This window comes from Sphingomonas sp. SORGH_AS_0870, from assembly GCF_031453175.1.
GTDB lineage: Bacteria > Pseudomonadota > Alphaproteobacteria > Sphingomonadales > Sphingomonadaceae > Sphingomonas.
This window is the reverse complement of record NZ_JAVIYW010000002.1, coordinates 2,825,541-2,845,424: the sequence shown is the minus strand read 5'-3', so window position 1 is coordinate 2,845,424 and position 19,884 is coordinate 2,825,541. Positions and strand designations below refer to the sequence as shown.

At 66.7% G+C, this 19,884-nt stretch carries 18 protein-coding genes, 1 tRNA gene and 1 pseudogene; 11 read left to right on the top strand and 9 right to left on the bottom strand.

What is annotated here, in order from left to right:
• Positions 1–119: 119 nt before the first annotated feature.
• From QE363_RS13225 to der, 3 genes are all read left to right on the top strand, one after another.
• Positions 120–788 (top strand): tetratricopeptide repeat protein, encoded by a 669-nt coding sequence (locus tag QE363_RS13225; RefSeq protein ID WP_309695949.1) that lies wholly within the window; start codon positions 120–122, stop codon positions 786–788.
• Positions 785–2,107: a PQQ-binding-like beta-propeller repeat protein gene (locus tag QE363_RS13220; RefSeq protein ID WP_307099274.1), complete on the top strand. Its 1,323-nt coding sequence runs from the start codon at positions 785–787 to the stop codon at positions 2,105–2,107. The genes QE363_RS13225 and QE363_RS13220 overlap by 4 nt, the downstream gene beginning before the upstream one ends.
• 83 nt (positions 2,108–2,190) lie before the next feature.
• A complete protein-coding gene (der, locus tag QE363_RS13215) occupies positions 2,191–3,567 on the top strand; it encodes a ribosome biogenesis GTPase Der (RefSeq protein ID WP_309695947.1) in 1,377 nt (458 codons plus the stop codon).
• A gap of 390 nt (positions 3,568–3,957) precedes the next feature.
• On the opposite strand, the pseudogene bfr reads toward der, so the two are convergent.
• A pseudogene (gene bfr / locus QE363_RS13210) lies at positions 3,958–4,481 on the bottom strand (bacterioferritin).
• 127 nt (positions 4,482–4,608) lie between these two features.
• Between bfr and QE363_RS13205 the strand changes: the two are divergent.
• On the top strand, positions 4,609–5,256 hold the full coding sequence (locus QE363_RS13205; protein ID WP_309695945.1) for a PAS-domain containing protein: 648 nt from the start codon (positions 4,609–4,611) through the stop codon (positions 5,254–5,256).
• Between the two features lie 32 nt (positions 5,257–5,288).
• Here QE363_RS13205 and QE363_RS13200 read toward each other — a convergent pair.
• The 3 genes from QE363_RS13200 to QE363_RS13190 form a co-directional block, all read right to left on the bottom strand.
• Positions 5,289–5,364 (bottom strand) — tRNA-Ile (locus QE363_RS13200).
• 160 nt (positions 5,365–5,524) lie between these two features.
• Complete coding sequence (locus tag QE363_RS13195) at positions 5,525–5,791, bottom strand: hypothetical protein (RefSeq protein WP_307099264.1); 267 nt, start codon at positions 5,789–5,791, stop codon at positions 5,525–5,527.
• Positions 5,792–5,983: 192 nt separating this feature from the next.
• Positions 5,984–7,381 (bottom strand): M20/M25/M40 family metallo-hydrolase, encoded by a 1,398-nt coding sequence (locus QE363_RS13190; RefSeq protein ID WP_309695942.1) that lies wholly within the window; start codon positions 7,379–7,381, stop codon positions 5,984–5,986.
• Positions 7,382–7,489: 108 nt separating this feature from the next.
• On the opposite strand from QE363_RS13190, the gene ettA reads away from it, so the two are divergent.
• Both ettA and QE363_RS13180 read left to right on the top strand, forming a co-directional pair.
• Positions 7,490–9,169, top strand: a complete 1,680-nt coding sequence (ettA, locus tag QE363_RS13185; RefSeq protein ID WP_309695939.1) for an energy-dependent translational throttle protein EttA — start codon at positions 7,490–7,492, stop codon at positions 9,167–9,169.
• Positions 9,170–9,362: 193 nt separating this feature from the next.
• Positions 9,363–10,547 carry a histidine kinase dimerization/phosphoacceptor domain -containing protein gene (locus tag QE363_RS13180; protein ID WP_309695936.1) on the top strand — a complete coding sequence of 395 codons (1,185 nt, stop codon included), beginning with the start codon at positions 9,363–9,365 and terminating at the stop codon, positions 10,545–10,547.
• A gap of 36 nt (positions 10,548–10,583) precedes the next feature.
• Here the strand turns inward: QE363_RS13180 and QE363_RS13175 are convergent, their stop codons facing one another.
• Genes QE363_RS13175 through QE363_RS13160 form a run of 4 tightly spaced genes read right to left on the bottom strand, consistent with a single transcriptional unit; the run spans position 10,584 to position 14,216 of the window.
• Positions 10,584–11,360 carry an NYN domain-containing protein gene (locus QE363_RS13175; RefSeq protein WP_309695934.1) on the bottom strand — a complete coding sequence of 259 codons (777 nt, stop codon included), beginning with the start codon at positions 11,358–11,360 and terminating at the stop codon, positions 10,584–10,586.
• A gap of 47 nt (positions 11,361–11,407) precedes the next feature.
• Positions 11,408–11,632 (bottom strand): hypothetical protein, encoded by a 225-nt coding sequence (locus QE363_RS13170; RefSeq protein WP_309695933.1) that lies wholly within the window; start codon positions 11,630–11,632, stop codon positions 11,408–11,410.
• A gap of 51 nt (positions 11,633–11,683) precedes the next feature.
• Positions 11,684–12,166 carry a transcription elongation factor GreB gene (greB, locus tag QE363_RS13165; RefSeq protein WP_309695931.1) on the bottom strand — a complete coding sequence of 161 codons (483 nt, stop codon included), beginning with the start codon at positions 12,164–12,166 and terminating at the stop codon, positions 11,684–11,686.
• A 43-nt stretch (positions 12,167–12,209) separates the two neighbouring features.
• Entirely contained in the window at positions 12,210–14,216 is a 2,007-nt protein-coding gene (locus tag QE363_RS13160) for a lytic transglycosylase domain-containing protein (RefSeq protein WP_309695929.1), read from the bottom strand.
• A gap of 90 nt (positions 14,217–14,306) precedes the next feature.
• Between QE363_RS13160 and dapA the strand changes: the two genes are divergently transcribed.
• The gene (dapA, locus tag QE363_RS13155) at positions 14,307–15,206 is read left to right on the top strand and encodes a 4-hydroxy-tetrahydrodipicolinate synthase (protein WP_307099250.1); all 900 of its coding nucleotides are present in this window, start codon (positions 14,307–14,309) and stop codon (positions 15,204–15,206) included.
• 87 nt (positions 15,207–15,293) lie between these two features.
• Positions 15,294–15,602: a 5'-nucleotidase gene (locus QE363_RS13150; protein ID WP_309695926.1), complete on the top strand. Its 309-nt coding sequence runs from the start codon at positions 15,294–15,296 to the stop codon at positions 15,600–15,602.
• Here QE363_RS13150 and QE363_RS13145 read toward each other — a convergent pair.
• Positions 15,568–16,497, bottom strand: coding sequence for an endo alpha-1,4 polygalactosaminidase (locus QE363_RS13145; protein ID WP_309695924.1), 930 nt, complete (start codon positions 16,495–16,497; stop codon positions 15,568–15,570). The genes QE363_RS13150 and QE363_RS13145 overlap by 35 nt on opposite strands.
• A 137-nt stretch (positions 16,498–16,634) precedes the next feature.
• On the opposite strand from QE363_RS13145, the gene smpB reads away from it, so the two are divergent.
• From smpB to QE363_RS13130, 3 genes are all read left to right on the top strand, one after another.
• A complete protein-coding gene (gene smpB / locus QE363_RS13140) occupies positions 16,635–17,114 on the top strand; it encodes an SsrA-binding protein SmpB (protein ID WP_007403364.1) in 480 nt (159 codons plus the stop codon).
• Positions 17,114–17,689, top strand: a complete 576-nt coding sequence (locus tag QE363_RS13135) for a DUF2062 domain-containing protein (RefSeq protein WP_309695912.1) — start codon at positions 17,114–17,116, stop codon at positions 17,687–17,689. The genes smpB and QE363_RS13135 overlap by 1 nt, the downstream gene beginning before the upstream one ends.
• A 95-nt stretch (positions 17,690–17,784) precedes the next feature.
• A complete protein-coding gene (locus tag QE363_RS13130) occupies positions 17,785–19,842 on the top strand; it encodes a M13 family metallopeptidase (RefSeq protein ID WP_309695910.1) in 2,058 nt (685 codons plus the stop codon).
• Positions 19,843–19,884: the final 42 nt, after the last annotated feature.

Genomic DNA, 19,884 nt, shown 5'->3' with positions numbered 1-19,884 from the left:
TTCCCAACCCCGCTTCCCACCGGGGCCGCTCCTCGCTAAAGGTCGCGGCTTCCTTATTGCCCTGATCCAGAATAGCGGAGCCCGTCTTGGCCCTAACGCCCCAATCCAGCCAGGCCTTTATGAGCGAGGTCGACGACGAGCTGCGTCGCGACCGGCTGACCCGTTTCTGGACCCGCTGGGGCCTGGTGGTCGGGGCGGCAATCCTGATCGGCCTCGCGGCCTTTGGCGGCTATCTCTATTGGCAGCACCGCCAGCATCAGGCCGCGGGCGTCGATGGCGAGCAGTTGCAGAGCGCCTATGACGCGCTGGCGCAGAACGACACCAAGACGGCGGACGCCAAGCTGAAGACGCTGGCCGGGTCGAATGTCGACGCCTATCGCGCGCTGGCGGAATTCACCCAGGCGGACATCCTGCTCCAGCGCGACGACCTGAAGGGCGCGGCGGCCAGGTTCGCCGCGATCGCGGGCGACAACTCGCTGGCGCAGCCGTTTCGCGACCTGGCGCTGGTTCGCCAGACCATGGCCGAATATGACACGATGAAGCCCCAGGCGGTCGTCGCCCGTCTGGGCACGCTGGCGGTGCCCGGCAATGCCTGGTTCGGCAGCGCGGGCGAGATGGTCGCGGTCGCCTATCTGCGGATGAACAAGCGGGCCGAAGCGGGCCGCCTGTTCGGACAGATTGCCAGCGACAAGGATGTGCCCGATACGTTGCGGCAACGTGCGGTTCAGATGGCCGGCGTATTGGGGGTCGATGCGGTCGGCCAGAGCGAGGACACGAAGACCCAATGACGAAGCATTTCCGCACCTCGGCAGCGCTTGCCGCGCTGATGGCGCTGGGCGCCTGTGGGGTATTCAAGGGCGCACCGAAGAAGACGCCGACCATCGGCAACCGGGTGCCGATCCTCGTCTCCGAGACGGGGGTCGAGGCCGACAAGACGATCGCCGACGTGCAGGTCCTGTTGCCCGCACCCGAAACCAACACCGACTGGTCGCAGCCGGGTGGCAATGCCGCCAAGTCGATGGGGCAGCTCGCGCTGGCGGCGCAGCCGCAGCGTCTGTGGCAGAGCACGATCGACGGCGGCTCGGCCCGCGATCCGCTGACCACCGCGCCGGTGGTGGCGGAGGGCAAGCTGTTCGTCGTCGATGTCGACGGCAACGTCATCGCCATGAACGCCGATACCGGCGCCAAGCTCTGGTCGACCGCGGTCAGCGAGGGGGAGGCCAACCGTTCGGCCCGTTTCGGCGGCGGGGTCAGCTATGATTCCGGCACCGTCTTCGCCACCGACGGCCTGGGCGACGTGATCGCCGCCAGCGCGGCCGACGGCAAGGTGCTTTGGCGCGCCAAGCCCAGCGGCCCGCTGCGCGGTTCGCCGACGATCGCCAACGGCAATGTCTATGTCCTGACCCAGGACAATCAGCTTTATGCGATCAACCAGGCCGATGGTAAGATCGTCTGGGCGGGGCAGGGGACGCTCGGCACGCAGGGCGTGCTCGGCGTCGCCGCCCCTTCGGCCAGCCAGGGCACGGTGATCGCCGGTTTCTCCAGCGGCGAGCTGAACGCCTATCGCTATGAGAATGGCCGCATGCTGTGGCAGGACGCGCTGTCGCGCACGACCATCTCGACCTCGGTGTCGAGCCTGTCGGACATCGACGCCGCGCCGGTGATCGACCAGGGCCGCGTCTATGCGCTGGGCCAGGGCGGCCGCATGGTCGCGCTGGAGCTGTCGACCGGACAGCGTCTCTGGGAACAGAATTTCGCCGGTATCTCGACGCCGTGGATCGCGGGCGAATGGATCTTCCTCGTCACCGACGATGCGCGTCTGGTCGCGCTCGCCCGGTCGAGCGGCAAGGCGCGCTGGATCGCCCAGCTCCAGCGTTTCCACAACGAGAAGAAGAAGACCGGCGCGATCACCTGGTTCGGTCCGGTGCTGGCGGGCAACCGCCTGATCCTGACCAATTCGGAAGGGCAGATCGTCTATGCCAATCCGGGCGACGGCTCGGTCGAGGCGACGGTCGACACCAAGGCGCCCTTCGCGCTGCCGCCGATCGTCGCGAACGGCACGCTGTACGTTCTGGATCAGAAGGGGCGGGTGACCGCTTACAAGTGATCGCTTGTCGCCTCCCCGGCACGGTCGGGGAGGCGATACGTTTGTACCGTGACGAAGGGCTCGGCTTTCGCTAACGCAGCGCGATGGCTAAACTCCCTATCGTCGCGATCGTCGGCCGACCCAATGTCGGCAAGTCGACGCTGTTCAACCGTCTGGTCGGCAAGAAGCTGGCGCTGGTCGACGACCGGCCCGGCGTGACGCGCGACCGGCGTGAAGGCGACGCGCATCTCCTGGGCCTCGATTTCCGCGTGATCGACACGGCGGGTTACGAGGACGAAGACCCCGATACCCTGCCCGGCCGGATGCGCCGCCAGACCGAGGCGGCTATCGGCGAGGCCGATGTCGCGCTGTTCCTGGTCGATGCGCGCGCGGGCGTCATGCCGCTGGACGAGGAAATCGCCCGCTGGCTGCGCAGCTCGAACACCCCCATCGTGCTCGCCGCGAACAAGGCCGAAGGCCGTGCCGCCGAGCAGGGCGTCCTCGAGGCGCTGGCGCTGGGCTTTGGCGACCCGGTCCAGCTGTCTGCCGAGCATGGCGAAGGCGTGGGCGACCTGTTCGAGGCGCTGCTGCCCTTCATCGACCGCGAGGACGAGGAGGAAGAAGAGGAGGTCGATCTCGACAATCCCTATGCCCCGCTGAAGCTCGCGATCGTTGGCCGCCCCAATGCGGGCAAGTCGACGCTGATCAACCGTTTCCTCGGCCAGGACCGGCTGATCACCGGCCCCGAGGCCGGGATCACGCGCGATTCGATCGCGATCGACTGGGAATGGCGCGACCGGGACGGCGAAGTGCGGCAGGTTCGCCTGATCGACACGGCGGGCATGCGCAAAAAGGCGAAGGTGCAGGACAAGCTGGAAAAGCTGTCGGTCGCCGATGCCCTGCGCGCGGTCGACTTCGCCGAGGTCGTCGTCCTGCTGCTCGACGCGACGCTGGGCCTGGAGTCGCAGGACCTGCGCATCGCCGACCGCGTGCTGGAAGAAGGCCGCGCGCTGCTGATCGCGCTTAACAAGTGGGACGTGGCGGAAAGTCCGTCCTCGCTGTTCAACGGCGTGAAGAAGGCGCTGGAGGACGGGCTCAGCCAGGTGAAGGGCGTGCCGCTGCTGGCGGTGTCGGCGGCGACCGGCAAGGGGCTCGACACGCTGATCGAGGCCGCGTTCGAAACGCGCGCCGCCTGGTCGAAGCGCGTGCCGACCGGCGAACTCAACCGCTGGTTCGAGCGCGCGGTCGACGCCAACCCGCCGCCCGCGCCCGGCGGCAAGCGGATCAAGCTGCGCTACGTTACCCAGGTAAAGTCGCGCCCGCCGAGCTTCGTGATCTTCGGCACGCGCGTCGATCAGCTGCCCGCCAGCTATGAACGCTATCTGGTCAATTCGATGCGGCGCGAACTCGGCTTCGGCGCGGTTCCCGTCCGCCTGACGCTGCGCGCGCCGAAGAACCCGTTCGGCAACAAGGACGGATAAGGGCGGGGACGGGGCCATAGCAGTCGATGCAAGCCCCTCCCCTTCAGGGGAGGAGTTGGGGTGGGGCATCGCCGCGAACCCCACGCTTGCGGATGCGCCCCACCCCCGGCCCCTCCCCTGACGGGGGTGGGTCAGTTTCATATCGTCGCTATGGAATTGGGGCGACGGGGTGGAGGTCTGCCCTTGGCCTTCGACTTCGCTCAGGCTGAACGGCTGGTGGGACAGCATCGTGACAGGCGATGGAAGAGCGCCGCCCTAAGGCCCGCTCTCGCCTTATCCAACCCACAGCCCCGTTCAGCCTGAGCGAAGTCGAAGGCCACGCCATTCGACAGCGGCGGAGCCGTGCCTCGCAAAACCGGGGGACGGACCCTCAAGTCCGCCCCCACGAAATCACCCCTTCAGATGCGGAGCCGCGCCGGACTTGGGCGTGTCGTTCTCGGCCATCGCGTTGAGCTGGACGTAATTCTGGATGCCCATGCGCTCGATCATCTCGAACTGACGCTCCAGCGTGTCGACATGCTCTTCCTCGCTGGCGAGGATGCGCGCGAACAGGTCGCGGCTGACATAGTCCTTCACCTCTTCGCAATAGGCGATCGCGCCCTTCAGCTGCGCCACGGCCTCGATCTCGATGGCCAGGTCGCCCTTCAGCACCTCTTCGACCGTCTCGCCGATGCGCAGGCGGCCGAGCAGCTGGAAATTGGGCAGGCCGTCCAGATACAGGATGCGCTCGGCCAGCCAGTCGGCGTGGCGCATCTCGTCGATCGATTCGTGATATTCGAACTGCGCCAGCTTGTAGACGCCCCAGTGGTCCAACAGGCGATAGTGGAGGAAATACTGGTTGATCGCGCGGTCAGCTCGTTCTTGAGCGCCTCGTTCAGAAATTCGATGACCTTGGGGTCGCCTTTTGCGGCCATATGCTCGTCCTTTGTGATCGTTTCGGTCGCCATCTTAACGACGGTTAGTTCCAGGCGACAAGTCGTCCCTTGCCGATACGGTGCGAAACGCCCTCCCGGTCGCCGCGAAATGTGGTATTCCCAATATATGTTAAGCGAGATGGAAGGCCGGGCGCTGGCTAGACAGGCGACGGATCAACTGGCCCGGGTCATGGAGCATCTGCGCCATGGCATCCTGATCTACGATCGGGACGAGCGCATCACGCTGATCAACCATTATGTCAGCCGCATATTCGGGATCGCCGAAACGGCGGTGACGGTCGGGTCGACGCTTTCGGACTATCTCACCTGTGTCGGCGAGACGGTGGGTTGGTCGCGGGAGCGGGTGGCGGGCATATTGGAGAATCACCGGAGCTGGGCCCGCGAGGGCGTGCGGCGGCAGTTCGATCATCATTTCGATGACGGGCTGGTGTTCGAGATCACCTTTCACCCCGAGGCCGGTCATGGCGCGGTCATGACCTTTGTCGACGTGACCCATGCCCGCAACCTGGCGCGGGTGAGCGAACGGCGCGAGGATCTGGCGCGGCAGGCTCAGGCGATGCTGGAGCGGGTCGGCCGGATTTCGGCCAACACCCGGCTCGTCGCGCTGAACGCCCGTATCGAGGCGGCGAGGCTGGGCCATGAGGGGCGGGGCTTCGCGGTCGTCGCCGACGAGGTCCGCGACCTGTCGCTGGAGACGTCGGATGTGCTGGTGGAGATCGGGCGGATCAACCAGGCGTCGCTCAATCTGGGCTGACCCCGGAGCCGGGCGACGCACGCGGGGACGGTTGGTGGGCCCGGCAGGACTCGAACCCGCAACCTAGCCGTTATGAGCGGCCAGCTCTAACCATTGAGCTACAGGCCCAACCGTAATCCGTCCGTAGCGTGACGCAGGGCCTTTTCGCAACGCCGGATCGGCAATTTCCACAAGAAATTCGGGCAAAGAAAAAGGGCGCTTCCCCGTGGGGAAGCACCCTTTTTCCGACACACAGTCTGCGCTTCGGACCCGAAGGTCCGAGGCCGCATTACTGCAGGTTGTCAGCCTTGGCGTCGGCAGCGTCACGGACGTTGTCGGCGGCGGCGTTGATGTTGTCGGCAGCGTTCTCGAGCGACGCAGCAGCGGCGGTGTTCGAGGTGTTGTCGGCAACCGCGTCGAGGTTGTCGGCCTGCATTTCCATGTTGTCAGCCAGCATGTCCGCGTTGTTTTCAACAGCGGCCGCTTCCGGCGACTTCGTGCAGGCGGCCACGGACATCAGGCCGGCGGCAGCGAGAACAAAGGCAATCTTCTTCATTCGAATGCTCCCAAGCATAAGCAATCATCGCGGCCGACCCGAATGCCGTCGCGAAGCGGCTCAAATAACGTGCGGTTCATCGCGGTCAATCCGCAAAATTCATACGAAAGCAAGGTTCGCGACGAACCGATGGCGCCTATCGGGCTTTTTCAAGGCGTTGACGTTACCAAATGGTTACCGGAATCGCCCCGGTCAGCGCGGCGTGACGGCTCCGATCGGCTCGGGCGCGTTGGCCACGACCGCCAGCATCGTCGTCCAGGCCGCGACATTCTGGCGCAACCCGGCCGGGTCGACGCGGTCCAGTACGTCGTCGGGCGTGTGATGGGTATCGAAATAATCCCATCCCGACTGGTTCAGGTCGATCGCCGCGGTGCCCAGCTTCAGCGTCGGGCCGATGTCGGTGCCGTCGCCGCCCAGGCCGCTGCCCCGCGTGATGCCCAGCGGCGCCAGAGCGGTCTGGAGCCGGTCCGCGACCGGGCTGGCGGCGGCGGGCAGGTTGACCTCGAACCGCCAGACCCGGTCGGCGCCGAAATCGCTTTCCGACGCGGTGGCGTGGCGTTCGCCCGCATGCGCCTTGGCATAGGCCGCGCCGCCCATGCCGCCGACCTCTTCGGCGCCGAACCAGACGACGCGGATCGTCCGCTTCGGCTGGCCCGCATCCATGATTCGCTTGGCGGCGGCGGTGGTGATCGCCAGTCCACTGGCATCGTCGATCGCGCCGGTGCCCAGGTCCCAGCTGTCGAGATGCCCACCGACCAGCACGATGCCCGCCGACGGATCGCTGCCCGGCACCTCCGCGATGACATTGCCCGATTCGCGCGTGCCGACCATGCGCGGGGTCAGGACCAGCTTCATCCGCACCGGCTTGCCGCGCGCCGCGACGCGTTCGAGCTGTTCGGCATCGGGCACCGACAGGGCCGCCGCCGGGATCGGCTTCACGCCCTCGGGGAAATTGGTCGTGCCGGTATGCGGAAAGCGGTGATGGTCGGTGCCGATCGAGCGGATCACGATGGCCAGCGCACCCCGCTTGGCCGCCAGCGCGGGCCCGGTAAAGCGCGCGGTGCCATAGGCGCCGTACCCCGATCCGTCCTGGGTCCGGGGCATGGTGTTGCCGATATAGACGATCCGTCCCTTGATCGCCGAGTCGGGGGCCGACTGGAAGGCGGCCATGCTGGGGAAGACCGCGACGTCGGCGGTCAGCCCGCCCGCCGGGGTCGCACCCGAATTGCCGAGCGCGGCAAGCGTCAGCTTCTGTGGGAAGGGTGCGACGATCTCGGCGCTCTCCGCACCGCGTTCCCAGACGGGCATCTGATAGGGCTCGATCCGGACATTCTTGAACCCCAGCGCGGTCAGCCGGGCGACCGCCCATTGCCGCGCCCGCGCCTCCGCCTCGGTTCCCGCCAGGCGCTGGCCGACTTCGGTCGTCAGCCCCTCGACAATGTCCCAGGCGACCGTGTCGGTCAGCGCGGCGTCGCGCAGCCGTTCGACCTCGGGCGCGACGGTCGCGGGCATGGGCGGGGGCGTCCGCTGTGCCAGAACGGGAGAGGAAAGGGCGGAGGCGGCCAGTGCCGCAAGGACAATTCGCTTCATGGGGGCGACTGTTGCCCAGCCCGTCCCGTTTGCCAACCGCCCGCGCACCCACTACATGGTCGGGCAAACATCCAACAGTCGCAAAAAAGCACGGAGCCCCGCGCCGCCATGGCCGTCCAATATACCTATGTGATGAAGGGTCTGACCAAGACCTTCCCCGGCGCCAACAAGCCTGTCCTGAACAACATCCACCTCCAGTTCCTGCCGAGCGCGAAGATCGCGATCATCGGCCCGAACGGCGCGGGCAAGTCCACGCTGATGAAGGTGATGGCGGGGATGGACACGGACTTCACCGGCGAGGCCTGGGCCGCCGAGGGCGTCCGCGTCGGCTATCTGGCGCAGGAGCCGCAGCTCGACCCCGCCAAGGACGTGATGGGCAACGTCAAGGACGGCGTCCGCCCGATCGCCGACCTTGTCGATCGCTTCAACGCCATCTCGGCGGAGATGGGCGACCCGAAGGACGACACCGATTTCGACGCCCTGATGGAAGAGATGGGCGAGCTTCAGGCCAAGATCGACGCGGTCGACGGCTGGTCGCTCGACAGCCAGCTGGAACAGGCGATGGAAGCGCTGCGCTGCCCGCCGGGCGATGCCGACGTCACCCGCCTGTCGGGCGGTGAGAAGCGTCGCGTGGCGCTCTGCAAGCTGCTGCTCGAAAAGCCCGACATCCTGCTGCTCGACGAACCGACCAACCACCTCGACGCCGAGAGCGTGTCGTGGCTGGAAAATTACCTCAAGGAATATACCGGCAACGTCATTCTCGTCACCCACGACCGTTACTTCCTGGATAACGTCGTCAACTGGGTGCTCGAGCTGGATCGCGGCCGCTATTACACCTACGAATCCAACTATTCCGGCTATCTGGAGAAGAAGGCCAAGCGCCTGGAGCAGGAAGAGCGCGACGAGGCGGGCAAGCAGAAGGCGATCGCCGACGAGCTGGCCTGGATGCGTCAGACGCCCAAGGCCCGCCAGACCAAGTCGAAGGCGCGTATCCGCGCGTTCGAGGAGCTGATGGAGAAGCAGGAGAACCGCGTCGCGGGCAAGGCGCAGATCCTGATCCAGATTCCCGAGCGTCTGGGCGGCAAGGTGATCGAGGCCAAGGGGCTGACGAAGTCCTATGGCGACAAGCTTTTGTTCGAAAATCTCGACTTCATGCTGCCGCCGGGCGGCATCGTCGGTGTGATCGGGCCGAACGGCGCGGGCAAGTCGACGCTGTTCAAGCTGATCACCGGCCAGGAACAGCCCGATGCGGGCACGATCGAGATCGGCTCGACCGTCAAGCTCGGCTATGTCGACCAGAGCCGCGACGAGCTCGATCCCAACAAGAATGTCTGGCAGGAAATCTCCGACGAGCTGGAGGTCTTCCGCTTCGGCAAGCAGGAACTGGGCACGCGCGCCTATGTCGGCGCGTTCAACTTCCGCGGTCCCGACCAGCAGAAGAAGGTCGGCCAGCTGTCGGGCGGTGAACGCAACCGCGTCCATATGGCCAAGATGCTCAAGGAGGGCGGCAACGTCCTGCTGCTCGACGAACCGACCAACGACCTCGACGTCGAAACGCTGCGCGCGCTCGAAGAGGCGCTGGAGACGTTCGCGGGCTGCGCCGTGGTCATCAGCCACGACCGCTTCTTCCTCGACCGCCTCTGCACCCACATCCTGGCGTTCGAGGGCGACAGCCATGTCGAATGGTTCGAGGGCAATTACGAGTCGTACGAAGAGGACAAGCGTCGCCGCATGGGCGATGCCGCCGACCGTCCGACCCGTCTGGCCTATAAGAAGCTGACGCGCTGATCCGTCTCGCGCATCACTGACATCCGGCGCCCTTCCCGAGCGATCGGGGAGGGCGTCGTGCCATGGGCGCTCGGTCCATTTGCGGCCAGGGGTGCCGATCGCCTTCGGAACGGACCCGGATCGGGTTTAAAATGGTTAAGACAATCCTTATTCTGGACGCGTCCGGACGGGGATGAAAGGGGTTCGACGGCGAATGGCGGTGGTGGAGCAGGCGCAGGGCGAGGATTTGGAAATCGCCGGCGCGGGGCAGTTGCATTATCGGCTTCGCCAGCAATCGGTGCTTGCCGCCTTCGGAATCGAGGCGCTGCGCGCGCGCGATCTGGACCCGATGCTGCAACGCGCGACCGAATTATGCGCTGAGGGGATGCGCTCGCGCTTCTGCAAGTTCTTGGAATATCGCGCCGACCGTGACACGCTGCTGGTGCGCACCGGCGTCGGTTGGGGGCCGGGCGTGGTCGGGTCGACCGAGATGCGGACCGACATGGGTTCGCCCGCGGGCTTCGCGCTCCAGACCGGGCAGGGCGTGATCTCCAACCATCTCGACCAAGAAGAGCGGTTCCGCACTCCGCAATTCATGGCCGACCACCATATCCGCCGCGCGATCAACGTGCTCGTCGAAGCCTCCGGGCAGCGTTATGGCGTGCTCGAGGTCGACAGCCCCGACGAAGGGCGATTCGAGGAGGCCGACCTCGCCTTCATGCAGGGTTTCGCCAATCTGATCGGCGTCGCCATCGAACGGCAGGAGGCCGAGCGTCGGCTGGCCGAGGCGGTCGAGCACCAGCAATTGCTGACCCGCGAGGCCAGCCACCGGGTCAAGAACAGCCTTGCGCTCGTCTCCGCCATGCTGAACCTGCAAAAGCAGGAGGATGACGATCCCCGCGTGCTGCGTATGCTGAACGACGCGCAGGCCCGCATCGCCGCCATCGCCCAGACGCATGACCAGCTCTGGCGCGGCGAGCGGGTGGGGATGGTGTCGCTCGACGATCTCGCCTGCGGGATCGCGCATCAACTGGCCGAGCAGGCGCAGAACCATCAGGTGCATTGCGATATCGAGGCGATCGAGATGAACGCCGATACCGCGATCCCGATCGGCCTGATGCTGACCGAGCTGCTGACCAACGCGATCAAATATGCGTATGACGACCAGGGCGGGGCGATCGACGTTTCGCTCCACGCGCGCGACGGCCAGATCGTCCTGACGGTGCGCGACCATGGCCAGGGGCTGCCCGCCGATTTCGACATGAAGGCGGCGTCGCGGCACAGCCTGGGCATGCGCATGATCGCCAGCCTGGCGCGCCAGCTGCGCGGGGAGGTGCGGTTCGACGATGCGGCACCCGGCACCTGCGCGACGCTGACCATGCCCGACCCCAGGGAGTAGGACATTCCTCCCCTTGCCGGGGAGGACGTTACGGGATCACCGCACCCGCTTGACGAAGGTCCGGCCGTCCTCGCGGCGTTCGGTCTGGAAATTGGGCACCGCCTCGATCAGCTCGGACAGGCGCTTGAACCCATAATTGCGCGTGTCGAAGCTGGAGCGGTTACCCGCCAGCTGGCCGATGGCGGACAGGCTGGCGAAACCCCGTTCGTCGCGCTTCACCGAATTATAGGCGTCGACCAGCAGCTTCAGCAGTTCCTCGTCGATCGGGCGCGGCGTGCCTGCGGTCCGCTTGGTCTGCTCGATCGAGGGGGGCAGCGATTCGGCGAGCGGCACGTCGGCGGCGGTCGGCTTGGCGCTTGCCGGGCGCGTCGCCTCGCCGATCAGCGCGCCGACATCGATGAAGCGGCTGCACGCCTGCTTGAAGGCCTCGGGCGTCCGGGAATTGCCGAAGCCATAGACGGGAAAGCCGTCCTGCCGAATGCGGGTGGCGAGCGGCATGAAGTCGCTGTCCGACGACATGATGCCGAAGCCGTCGATCCGCCCCCGGAACAGAAGGTCCATCGCGTCGATGGTCATCTTCATGTCGGTGGCGTTCTTGCCCTTGGTCAGGTCGAACTGCTGCTGCGGTTCGATGCCATGCTTGACCATGACGTCGCGCCAGCCCTTCAGGCCGGGCTTGGACCAGTTGCCATAGGCGCGGCGGACATTGACCGTGCCGAGCTCGGCCAGCACGGTCAGGACCGGGTCAATGGCGGCCGATTGGGCGTTGTCGGCATCGATCAGCAGCGCGATGTTGCGGGTCAGGGCATTCATCTGCCCTGTCTAGCAAAGCCGTGCCGCCGGAGCCATGGGCCGAAGCGTCAGCGTCGGCCGCCGTTGCGGACCTGTCCATTGGCCATTTCGGTGCCCTTGGTCACGCGCTCATGGCTTTCGGGATCCTCGACGGCGCGGGTCAGCTCGTCGCGCGTGCCGACATCGGTGGCAATGCCGCCGGTCCGACCGACCGCCGAGGGGGCCGCCTCGGCCGCGTCGATGATCGCGCTGTCGTCATGATCGCGCGCGCTGGTGGTACGGGGATGTTCCATGGTCGCTCTCCTGTGCTGCGCATCAAGCGCATGAGAGCGATCACCCGTTGCTCAGTTCGTCGGGTAAGTGATGGCGATGACCTCATATTCCTTTTCACCGGCCGGAAGGACGACGCGGCGCAGGTCGCCCACCGCCGCCCCGCGCAGCGCGCGGACCAGCGGCGCATTCCAGCCGACCCGGCCCTGGCCTGCCTCGGCCTCGTCATCGCCGACCAGCGTCAGCACGCGTTCATTGTCATCCTCGTCGGCGATGGTGACGGTGGCGCCGAACCAGACCTTGGTCCGGTCCTCCTGCCGCGCGGGGTCGACCACCTTGGCGGCCTTCATCCGCTTGGACAGCCAGCCCAGCCGCCGGTCGATCTCGCGCAGGCGCTTGCGGCCATAGATATAGTCGCCATTCTCCGACCGATCGCCATTGCCCGCCGCCCAGGCGATGGTGTCGACCAGCTTGGGTCGCTCGACGGCGAACAGCGTCTCATATTCCTGGCGAAGCGCGGCATAACCCGCCGGGGTGATGTAATTGGGGCGATCCATCCGCCTGCTCTATCGACTGGGCCCAGCTGATCAACCCGCCCGATCAACCCGGCCGGGACGTCTTGCCCAGATACCAGCTGAGCGGCGTCGGCCCCCGGCTGGTCGCGCGGGCCGGGTTCATCAGGTCATAGACGACGGCGTTTTCCAGCACGCGCTGGACGTAATTGCGCGTCTCGGAATAGGGGATCGCCTCGATCCAGTCGACGATGTCGACGCTGCCCGTGCGCGGGTCGCCGTTCAGCCGCAGCCATTTGTTCACATTGCCGCCCCCGGCATTATAGGCCGCGATCGCAAGCGGATAGCTGGCGAAGTTGTTGCGGATCCGCTCGAAATAGCTGGCCCCCAGCTGGATCGACAGGTTCGGATCGGTGGTCAGCGAGGCGGGCGAATAGGCCAGCCCGATCTTGCTCGACTGTTCGGCGGCGGTGGCGGGCATCAGCTGCATCAGGCCGCGCGCGCCCGCATGGCTGACGGCGGCGCGGTCGAACTGGCTTTCCTGGCGCGCAATCGCGTGGATGATCGTCCAGCTCGATTCATAGCCGGGAGGCACCGGAACGGTCGGGAAACCGGCGGCGGAATAATCGGTCAGCCCGTTCTGCATCGCGCTGCGCCCGACCATCACCGCCAGGTCGGGGCGATTGATGCTGCGCGACAGGTCGGCGGCGAGCAGATGGTCGTTCTCGTCCTGCGCATCGGCCGCGATCTGGCGGACAAAGGCGGTCTGGTCCTGCCACTGGCCGATCTGGCCCAGGAAGCGTGCCGCGCGGACGATCTCCTTGGCGTCGAAGGCGGCACGGATGGCGGGCGCGATGCCGGTCGCGGCGATGGCGGGCGGCGCGACCAGCGGACGGCCGGTCCGCTCCAGCGCCAGCTGGCCGTAGAACTGATCGCGATACTGCGCCGCGCGATTGTAGAAGGCGGCGGACTCTGCCGTCCGGCCCGCCGCCTCGGCCGCGCGTCCGGCCCAGTAAAAGCCCTTCGCGCGGGTCTGCGGCGACTGGCTGCCCCGGCCATAGCGGTCAAACAGGGTCATCGCGTCGGCGGGACGGCCCAGCTTCATCGCGGTCTGCCCGCCCAGCCAGACAAGGCTGGTGTAATCGTCGCGCTCGCCATAGGGCTTGGTCGAGACGTCGGTGCCCGCCGGATAGGCGTCGTCGACCTGCCGCGCGATGTCATAGGCGGTCTGAAGCTGGTTGTCGGCCGAGGCGGCGCGCGCATTGACCAGCAACGCCTCGTAGAATTTCTCGACATTGCCCGGCCGCACGCTCAGCTGGCGGCTGCGCGCCAGCCAGGACCGCGCGGTCAGGCTGTCGCCGGTGTCGCGCAGCCACATCGCGCGGTCGGCGACATAGCCCGCATCATTGGCGTAAAGCTCGGCGGTCGAGGCGGACAGGCTGGCCGCATCCGCCGACTTGGTGCGGAAGGCCAGGCGGGCGGCGAAGACCGGGCGCCGGGCGCTGCTCGTATAGCCCAGCTGGCGCGCCGCCGCGCTGGTCTGGCCGCTCCACAGCAGCATGTCCATGCGCGCGTCATGATCCTCGGGCGTCAGCGCCGAGGCGAAGGTCGACATGACCAGCGCCTCGTCGGTCGGGGACAGCGCGCCGCGTCGCCAGGCGGTACGCGCGGCCTGCGCCGCTTCGCCCGGCGCGCCGGTCGCCAGCAGGGCGCGGGCATAGGCGACGCCGCCCGCCGCCGACAGGGGCGGGAAACGGCGGAAATAGGCGACGATGCTGCCGGGCGCGGCGGTGAAGTTCGCCGCCTGTCGCTCGGCCGCGCGGCGGTTGCTCGCCTCGCCGGGCCAGCCGGGATGCGCCATCACGAACCCGGCATAGCTGTCGAAGGGCAGCGAATCGGTCTGTTGCAGCGCGCGCCACTGGGCCAGCGCCGCCGCGATCGCGCCATCGGCCGGGGCGGGCATCCCCCGAACCTCCTGCGGGCTCATATTCGCCATCTGGGTGCGATACCGTTCGAGCTGATCCTGCTCGCCCGATGCGACCATGGAACTCGCCAGCGTCGCGAGGATAGCCCCCGCCTTCGTCAATGCCATCATGGTGGACAGAATAGGGCCTCTACCCGTACATGTCCTGAACAATTTCCCATTTCGGCCCAATTTCGGCGCAGCAGGAGCGCATTTCCTCTCATGTTTTCAGGGTCCATTCCGGCGCTCGTGACGCCGTTCGACGATCGTGGCGATCATCTCGGCGGGGCGTTCGACGAAGCGAAATTCCGGGACTTCGTCGAATGGCAGATCGCCGAGGGATCGTCGGCGCTGGTCGCGTGCGGCACCACGGGCGAGGCGGCGACCATGCCCAAGGACGAGCATTTCCATGTCGTCCGGGTCTGCGTCGACCAGGCCAATGGCCGGGTGCCGGTGATTGCGGGTGCGGGATCGAACGACACGATCGTCGCGATCGAGAATATGAAGGCCGCGCAGGCGGCGGGGGCCGATGCCACGCTGATGGTGCCGCCCTATTACAACCGGCCGAGCCAGGACGGCATCGTCCGCCACTTCGCCGAGCTGGCGCGCGAGGCGCCGCTGCCGATCATCCTCTACAACGTGCCCGGCCGCACGGTGACGGACATCCAGGCGGCGACGCTGATCCGGATCGTCCAGTCCGCACCCGACATCTTCGTCGGGGTGAAGGATGCCAGCGGCGCGTTGCCGCGCGTCTCGCACCACCGCGCGGCGCTGGGCGCGGATTTCTGCCAGCTGTCGGGCAATGACGATCTGGCGCTGGCGTTCAACGCGATGGGCGGTGTCGGCTGCATCTCGGTCACCGCCAATGTCGCGCCGCGCCTGTGCGCCGAGTTCCAGGCGGCCTGCGCGGCGGGTGAGAGCGCGCGCGCGCTCGAGCTGCATGACCGGCTGTTCCCGTTGCACGAGGCGATGTTCACCGACGCCTCGCCCGGCCCGGTCAAATATGCGCTCAGCCGGATCATGCCGCATTTCCCGACCGGCATCCGCCTGCCGATGACATGGCCGTCCGAAGCGGCGCGCGCGCAGGTGGACGCCGCGCTGGCGCATGCCGGATTGATTTGATCCGGGCCGCCCGGCCCTGATCCTGCCGCAATCATCGCCGACCTTTTCCCGAGATCAGGGAAAGGTCGGCCGATGTGGATCGCGGTGATGATGGCCTTGCAAGCCGGGGCGGTGGCGGGGCCGGTCCTGCCCGCGCCCAGGCGTCCCTCCACCGGCCGCTGTCCGGCGGACGATGCGGGCGGCGATGTCGTGGTGTGCGGGCGTTCATCCGAAAGCTATCGGTTGCGGCCCATCCCGGACCGTTCCTCGCCCATGACCCTGCCCAGGGCGGGCACCGAAATCCCCGGCGTCGGGACCCTGTCGGCGGAGGTCGAGCAAGGGGGCGTCGGCGGCTTTCCCAGTAACCGCGCGATGATCCGCCTCAAGATCCCGCTGGGTGGGCGTCGTCGCAACTGAAGCGATAGCTGTCGTCCAGTGCCAGCGCGAGGACCAGCGTGCGGACCCCCTGCTGGCGCGAGGCCGCGCACATCGTGTCGCGCGCGCCGCCGCTGTTGCTGCGATAGCGGTCGGCATATTCGGCGACCAGCACCGGCTTTCCGGCATCGAGAAAGGCCGAATAGCCGCCGCATTCCGAGAATTCATGGCATTGCTCGTTGAGCGCGAAGTCGAAGGCGGGTTGCAGCGCGGCCAACTGGTCGGTGTCGTTCTTGAGCCCGATCGCCAGCCCCCGGCCATGCGCCTCGGCGGCGAGGAAGCGGTTATAGTCGAGTTGCATCGCGGCGGTCAGCCCGAGCCCGTTGTCATTGGCATAGCCATCGACATTGTCCGGCTCGACCGCGTCGCAGCCCTTGGCCCTCGCCAGGTCGAGTCGCGCGGCCATCACCTTGCGGACGCCGGCCGAATCGATCCGCAGCCAGCGCTCGCCTGCCCAGCCGGACAGCGCCTTGCCCCGGTCGCCGCTGGCGAATTGCGCGTCGTCGGGGCGCCAGTTTTCCGAACTGCCCGCCGAGAAGTAACAGATCACGCGTCGCCCCTGCCGATGGAGATCGGCGATCGTCGCGGCCGAACTGTCGAACAGGTCGATGTCATAGGCGGCGACGGCATAGCCGGTATTGAGCGTCCCGCTGAGTTGCCATTGCCAGCTGAGCGTCCGCTCGGGCCGCCACCATCCGGCCGCGCTCGGCGTGGGGGTCGCGGTCGGGGTGGGCGAGGGGACGGGCGTGGGCGTCACGATCACCGGGTCGCCGTCCGCCGCGCCGCCGCCACAGGCACCGACCATCGCCAGCGCGGTGCAGGCGACCCCCAGGCGCCATATGCGGGAGAGCGATCGATGCTTGCGTGTCCGGCCCATGCCCGCGCCTTTGCGCCGCCATCCCGCCCGGGGCCAGCCCTGTCGCGGGATGGCACAGGCGGGGAACGCCCGGAAACGGGACATTGCACAGCGAGCGGCTTTTCATGGCGGACGCGAACGCCTACATCGCTCCGTCCATGCGCCCGAAACCCCAGACATTCGACAAGAAGAAGATCGTCGCCGAGAACCGGCGCGCCCGCTTCGATTACGCCATCGAGACGACCTATGAGGCCGGTATCGCCCTGACCGGGACCGAGGTGAAATCGCTCCGCTTCGGCGAGGGATCGATCGCGGAATCCTATGCCGAGGTGCGCGGCGAGGAGGTCTGGTTGGTCAATTCCAACGTGCCCGAATTCAGCCACGGCAACCGCTTCAACCACGAAGCCAAGCGGCCGCGTAAATTGCTCCTTCATGAGCGCGAAATAAACAAGCTCCACGGTGCGGTGGCGCGCGAGGGCATGACCCTGGTGCCGCTGATGATTTATTTCAATTCGCGCGGACGTGCGAAGGTGGAGCTGGCGTTGGCGAAGGGCAAGAAGGCGCACGACAAGCGCGATTCGATCAAGGAACGCGACTGGAAGCGCGAGCAGGGCCGTATCCTGCGCGATCGCGGCTGATGGCCACGGCCGCGCCGACGATGTGGGGCCGGACGATGAACTGGGTCCGGCGCAACATGCCGACCCGCGATTCGATGGAGAGCAACCGGCTGCTCCGCCCGGTCGCGCACCGTGTCCTGGCGCCCGAGCTGTGGCGTTTCACCCGCCGGTCGGTGCCGCGCGGCGTCGCGCTGGGCGTGGTGGCGGGTTTCCTGTTCCCGGTCGCGCAGATCGCGATCGCGGCGGTCTTCGCGCTGCCGTTCCGCGCCAATGTGCCGGTCGCGGCGCTGACCACCTTCATCACCAACCCGCTGACCACCCCGATCATCTGGGTCATCGCCTATCGCATCGGCACGTTCCTGTTGCGCAGCGAGACGCCGATCAACACCCAGCCGGTGGCCGAGGCCGCGACAGGGTGGCTGCAATGGGCGCTCAGCGCCTTTCACTGGTTGTGGGAGCAGGGGCCCGCCTTCGGCCTGGGACTGTGCGTCCTGACCGCGTCCTGCGCGGTGGTCGGCTATGCCGGGTCGGCGCTGGGCTGGCGGCTGTGGATCGCGCGCAAATGGCGCAATCGGCGGAGATCGCCCGCAATTTGATAGCGGTATATCGGTTTGGCGTGGGTTTCTAACGGTTTGACTAGTCGTGTCGTCCCGCTACAACCGTCGCATCACTGTCCTGTTCGGGAATTTCGATGCGCTCTCTGCTGGTCGCCGCTCTTCTGTCCACCGCGATTACTCCCGCTTTCGCCCAGACCCAAAACCCCGTCGACAAGGCCGCCGTCGGCCCGGTCAAGCCGCATGCCAAGAACGGCCCCGAAATCGGCGATTTCGGCTTCGACATGGCGGGCCGCGACACCACGGTGAAGCCGGGTGACGATTTCTTCGACTATGCCAACGGCACCTGGTACAAGACCACGACGATCCCCGCCGATCGCTCCTCCTATGGCATGTTCCACGTCCTGCAGGACCGCTCGCTCGAGCAGACCCGCACCATCCTGGACGACGCGGCCAAGCGGCCGGGCGACAAGGTCGGCGATTTTTATACCAGCTTCATGGATGAGGCGGCGGTCAACGCCAAGGGCGTCGCGCCCGTCAAGCCGTGGCTGAACCAGATCCGCGCGACCCAGAGCCGCGACGCGCTGGCGGTCGAGATGGCCAAGCTCCAGCGGCAGGGCGTCGGCGCGCCGTTCGGTGTCTATATCGGCCAGGACGACAAGGCGCCCGACACCTATATCGCCAATTTCGGCCAGAGCGGGCTTGGTCTGCCCGACCGCGACTATTATCTGAAGGACGACGCCAAGCTGGCGACGATCCGCACCGCCTATCAGGCCTATCTGGCCAGGATGCTGACGCTGGCGGGCGAGCCCAATGCCGAGGCGCGCGCGGCGGCCGTGTTCAACTTCGAAAAGGCGCTGGCGGGCGTCCACTGGACCCGGATCGAAAGCCGCGACGCGGACAAGACCTATAACAAGTGGCTGGCGGCGGACTTCTCGGCGAAGGCGCCGGGCTTCCCCTGGGCGCAATATATGCAGACGCTGGGCATTGCGGGCCGCCCCGCCTATCTGGTCGCACAGCCCAGCGCGATCATCGGCGAGGCCAAGCTGTATAGCGAGACGCCGCTGAACGTCCTTCAGGACTATGCGATGCTGAAGGTCCTGCGCAGCTATGCGGGCTATCTGTCGAGCGACTTCGACAAGACCAACTTCGCCTTCTACGGTACCACCCTGTCGGGCACGCCCGAGCAGCAGGCGCGGTGGAAGCGCGGCGTCGGCCTCGTCTCCAACGGGCTGGGCGAAGAGGTCGGCAAGCAATATGTCGCCAAATATTTCCCGCCGGAATCGAAGGCCGCCGCCGATGCGCTGGTCCGGAACCTGATCTCCGCGATGGGCGACCGGCTGCGCAATCTGGAATGGATGGCGCCCGAGACCAAGCAGAAGGCGCTGGCCAAGCTCGCCGCCTTCACGCCCAAGATCGGCTATCCCGACAAGTGGAAGGATTATTCGGGGCTTCGGATCGACCGGAACGACCTGGTCGGCAATGTCGCGCGCGCCAATGCCTTCGAGTTCCAGCGCGATCTCAACAAGCTGGGCCAGCCGATCGATCGCGGCGAATGGTTCATGACGCCGATGACGATCAACGCCTATGCCAACCCGCCGATGAACGAGATCGTCTTCCCGGCGGCGATCCTCCAGCCGCCCTTCTTCGATCCGAAGGCCGATCCGGCGGTGAACTATGGCGGTATCGGTGCAGTGATCGGACATGAGATCAGCCACCATTTCGACGATCAGGGCCGCAAATATGATGCGACCGGCAAGCTGACCGACTGGTGGACGCCGCAGGACGTGGCGCGGTTCAAGACCTTCACCGACGCGCTGGTGAAGCAATATGACGGCTATGAGCCGCTGCCCGGCCAGCATGTCCAGGGCGGCCTGACGCTGGGCGAGAATATCGCCGACCTGGCGGGGCTGACCGTCGCGCTCGACGCCTATCACAAGTCGCTGGGCGGCAAGCCCGCGCCGATCATCGATGGGACGACCGGCGACCAGCGTTTCTATTATGGCTGGGCGCAGGTGTGGCGGACCAAGTGGCGCGACCCTGCGCTGCAACAGGCGCTGCTGTCCGATCCGCATTCGCCCGGCCATGAGCGCGTGCTGACCGTCCGCAACCTCGACCCCTGGTACAAGGCGTTCGGCGTCAAGCCGACCGACAAGATGGCGCTGACCCCGGCGCAGCGCGTCCGCATCTGGTAAGCGGACCCCGCATGGGGGCATGGTTCAGGATCGCGCTTGACC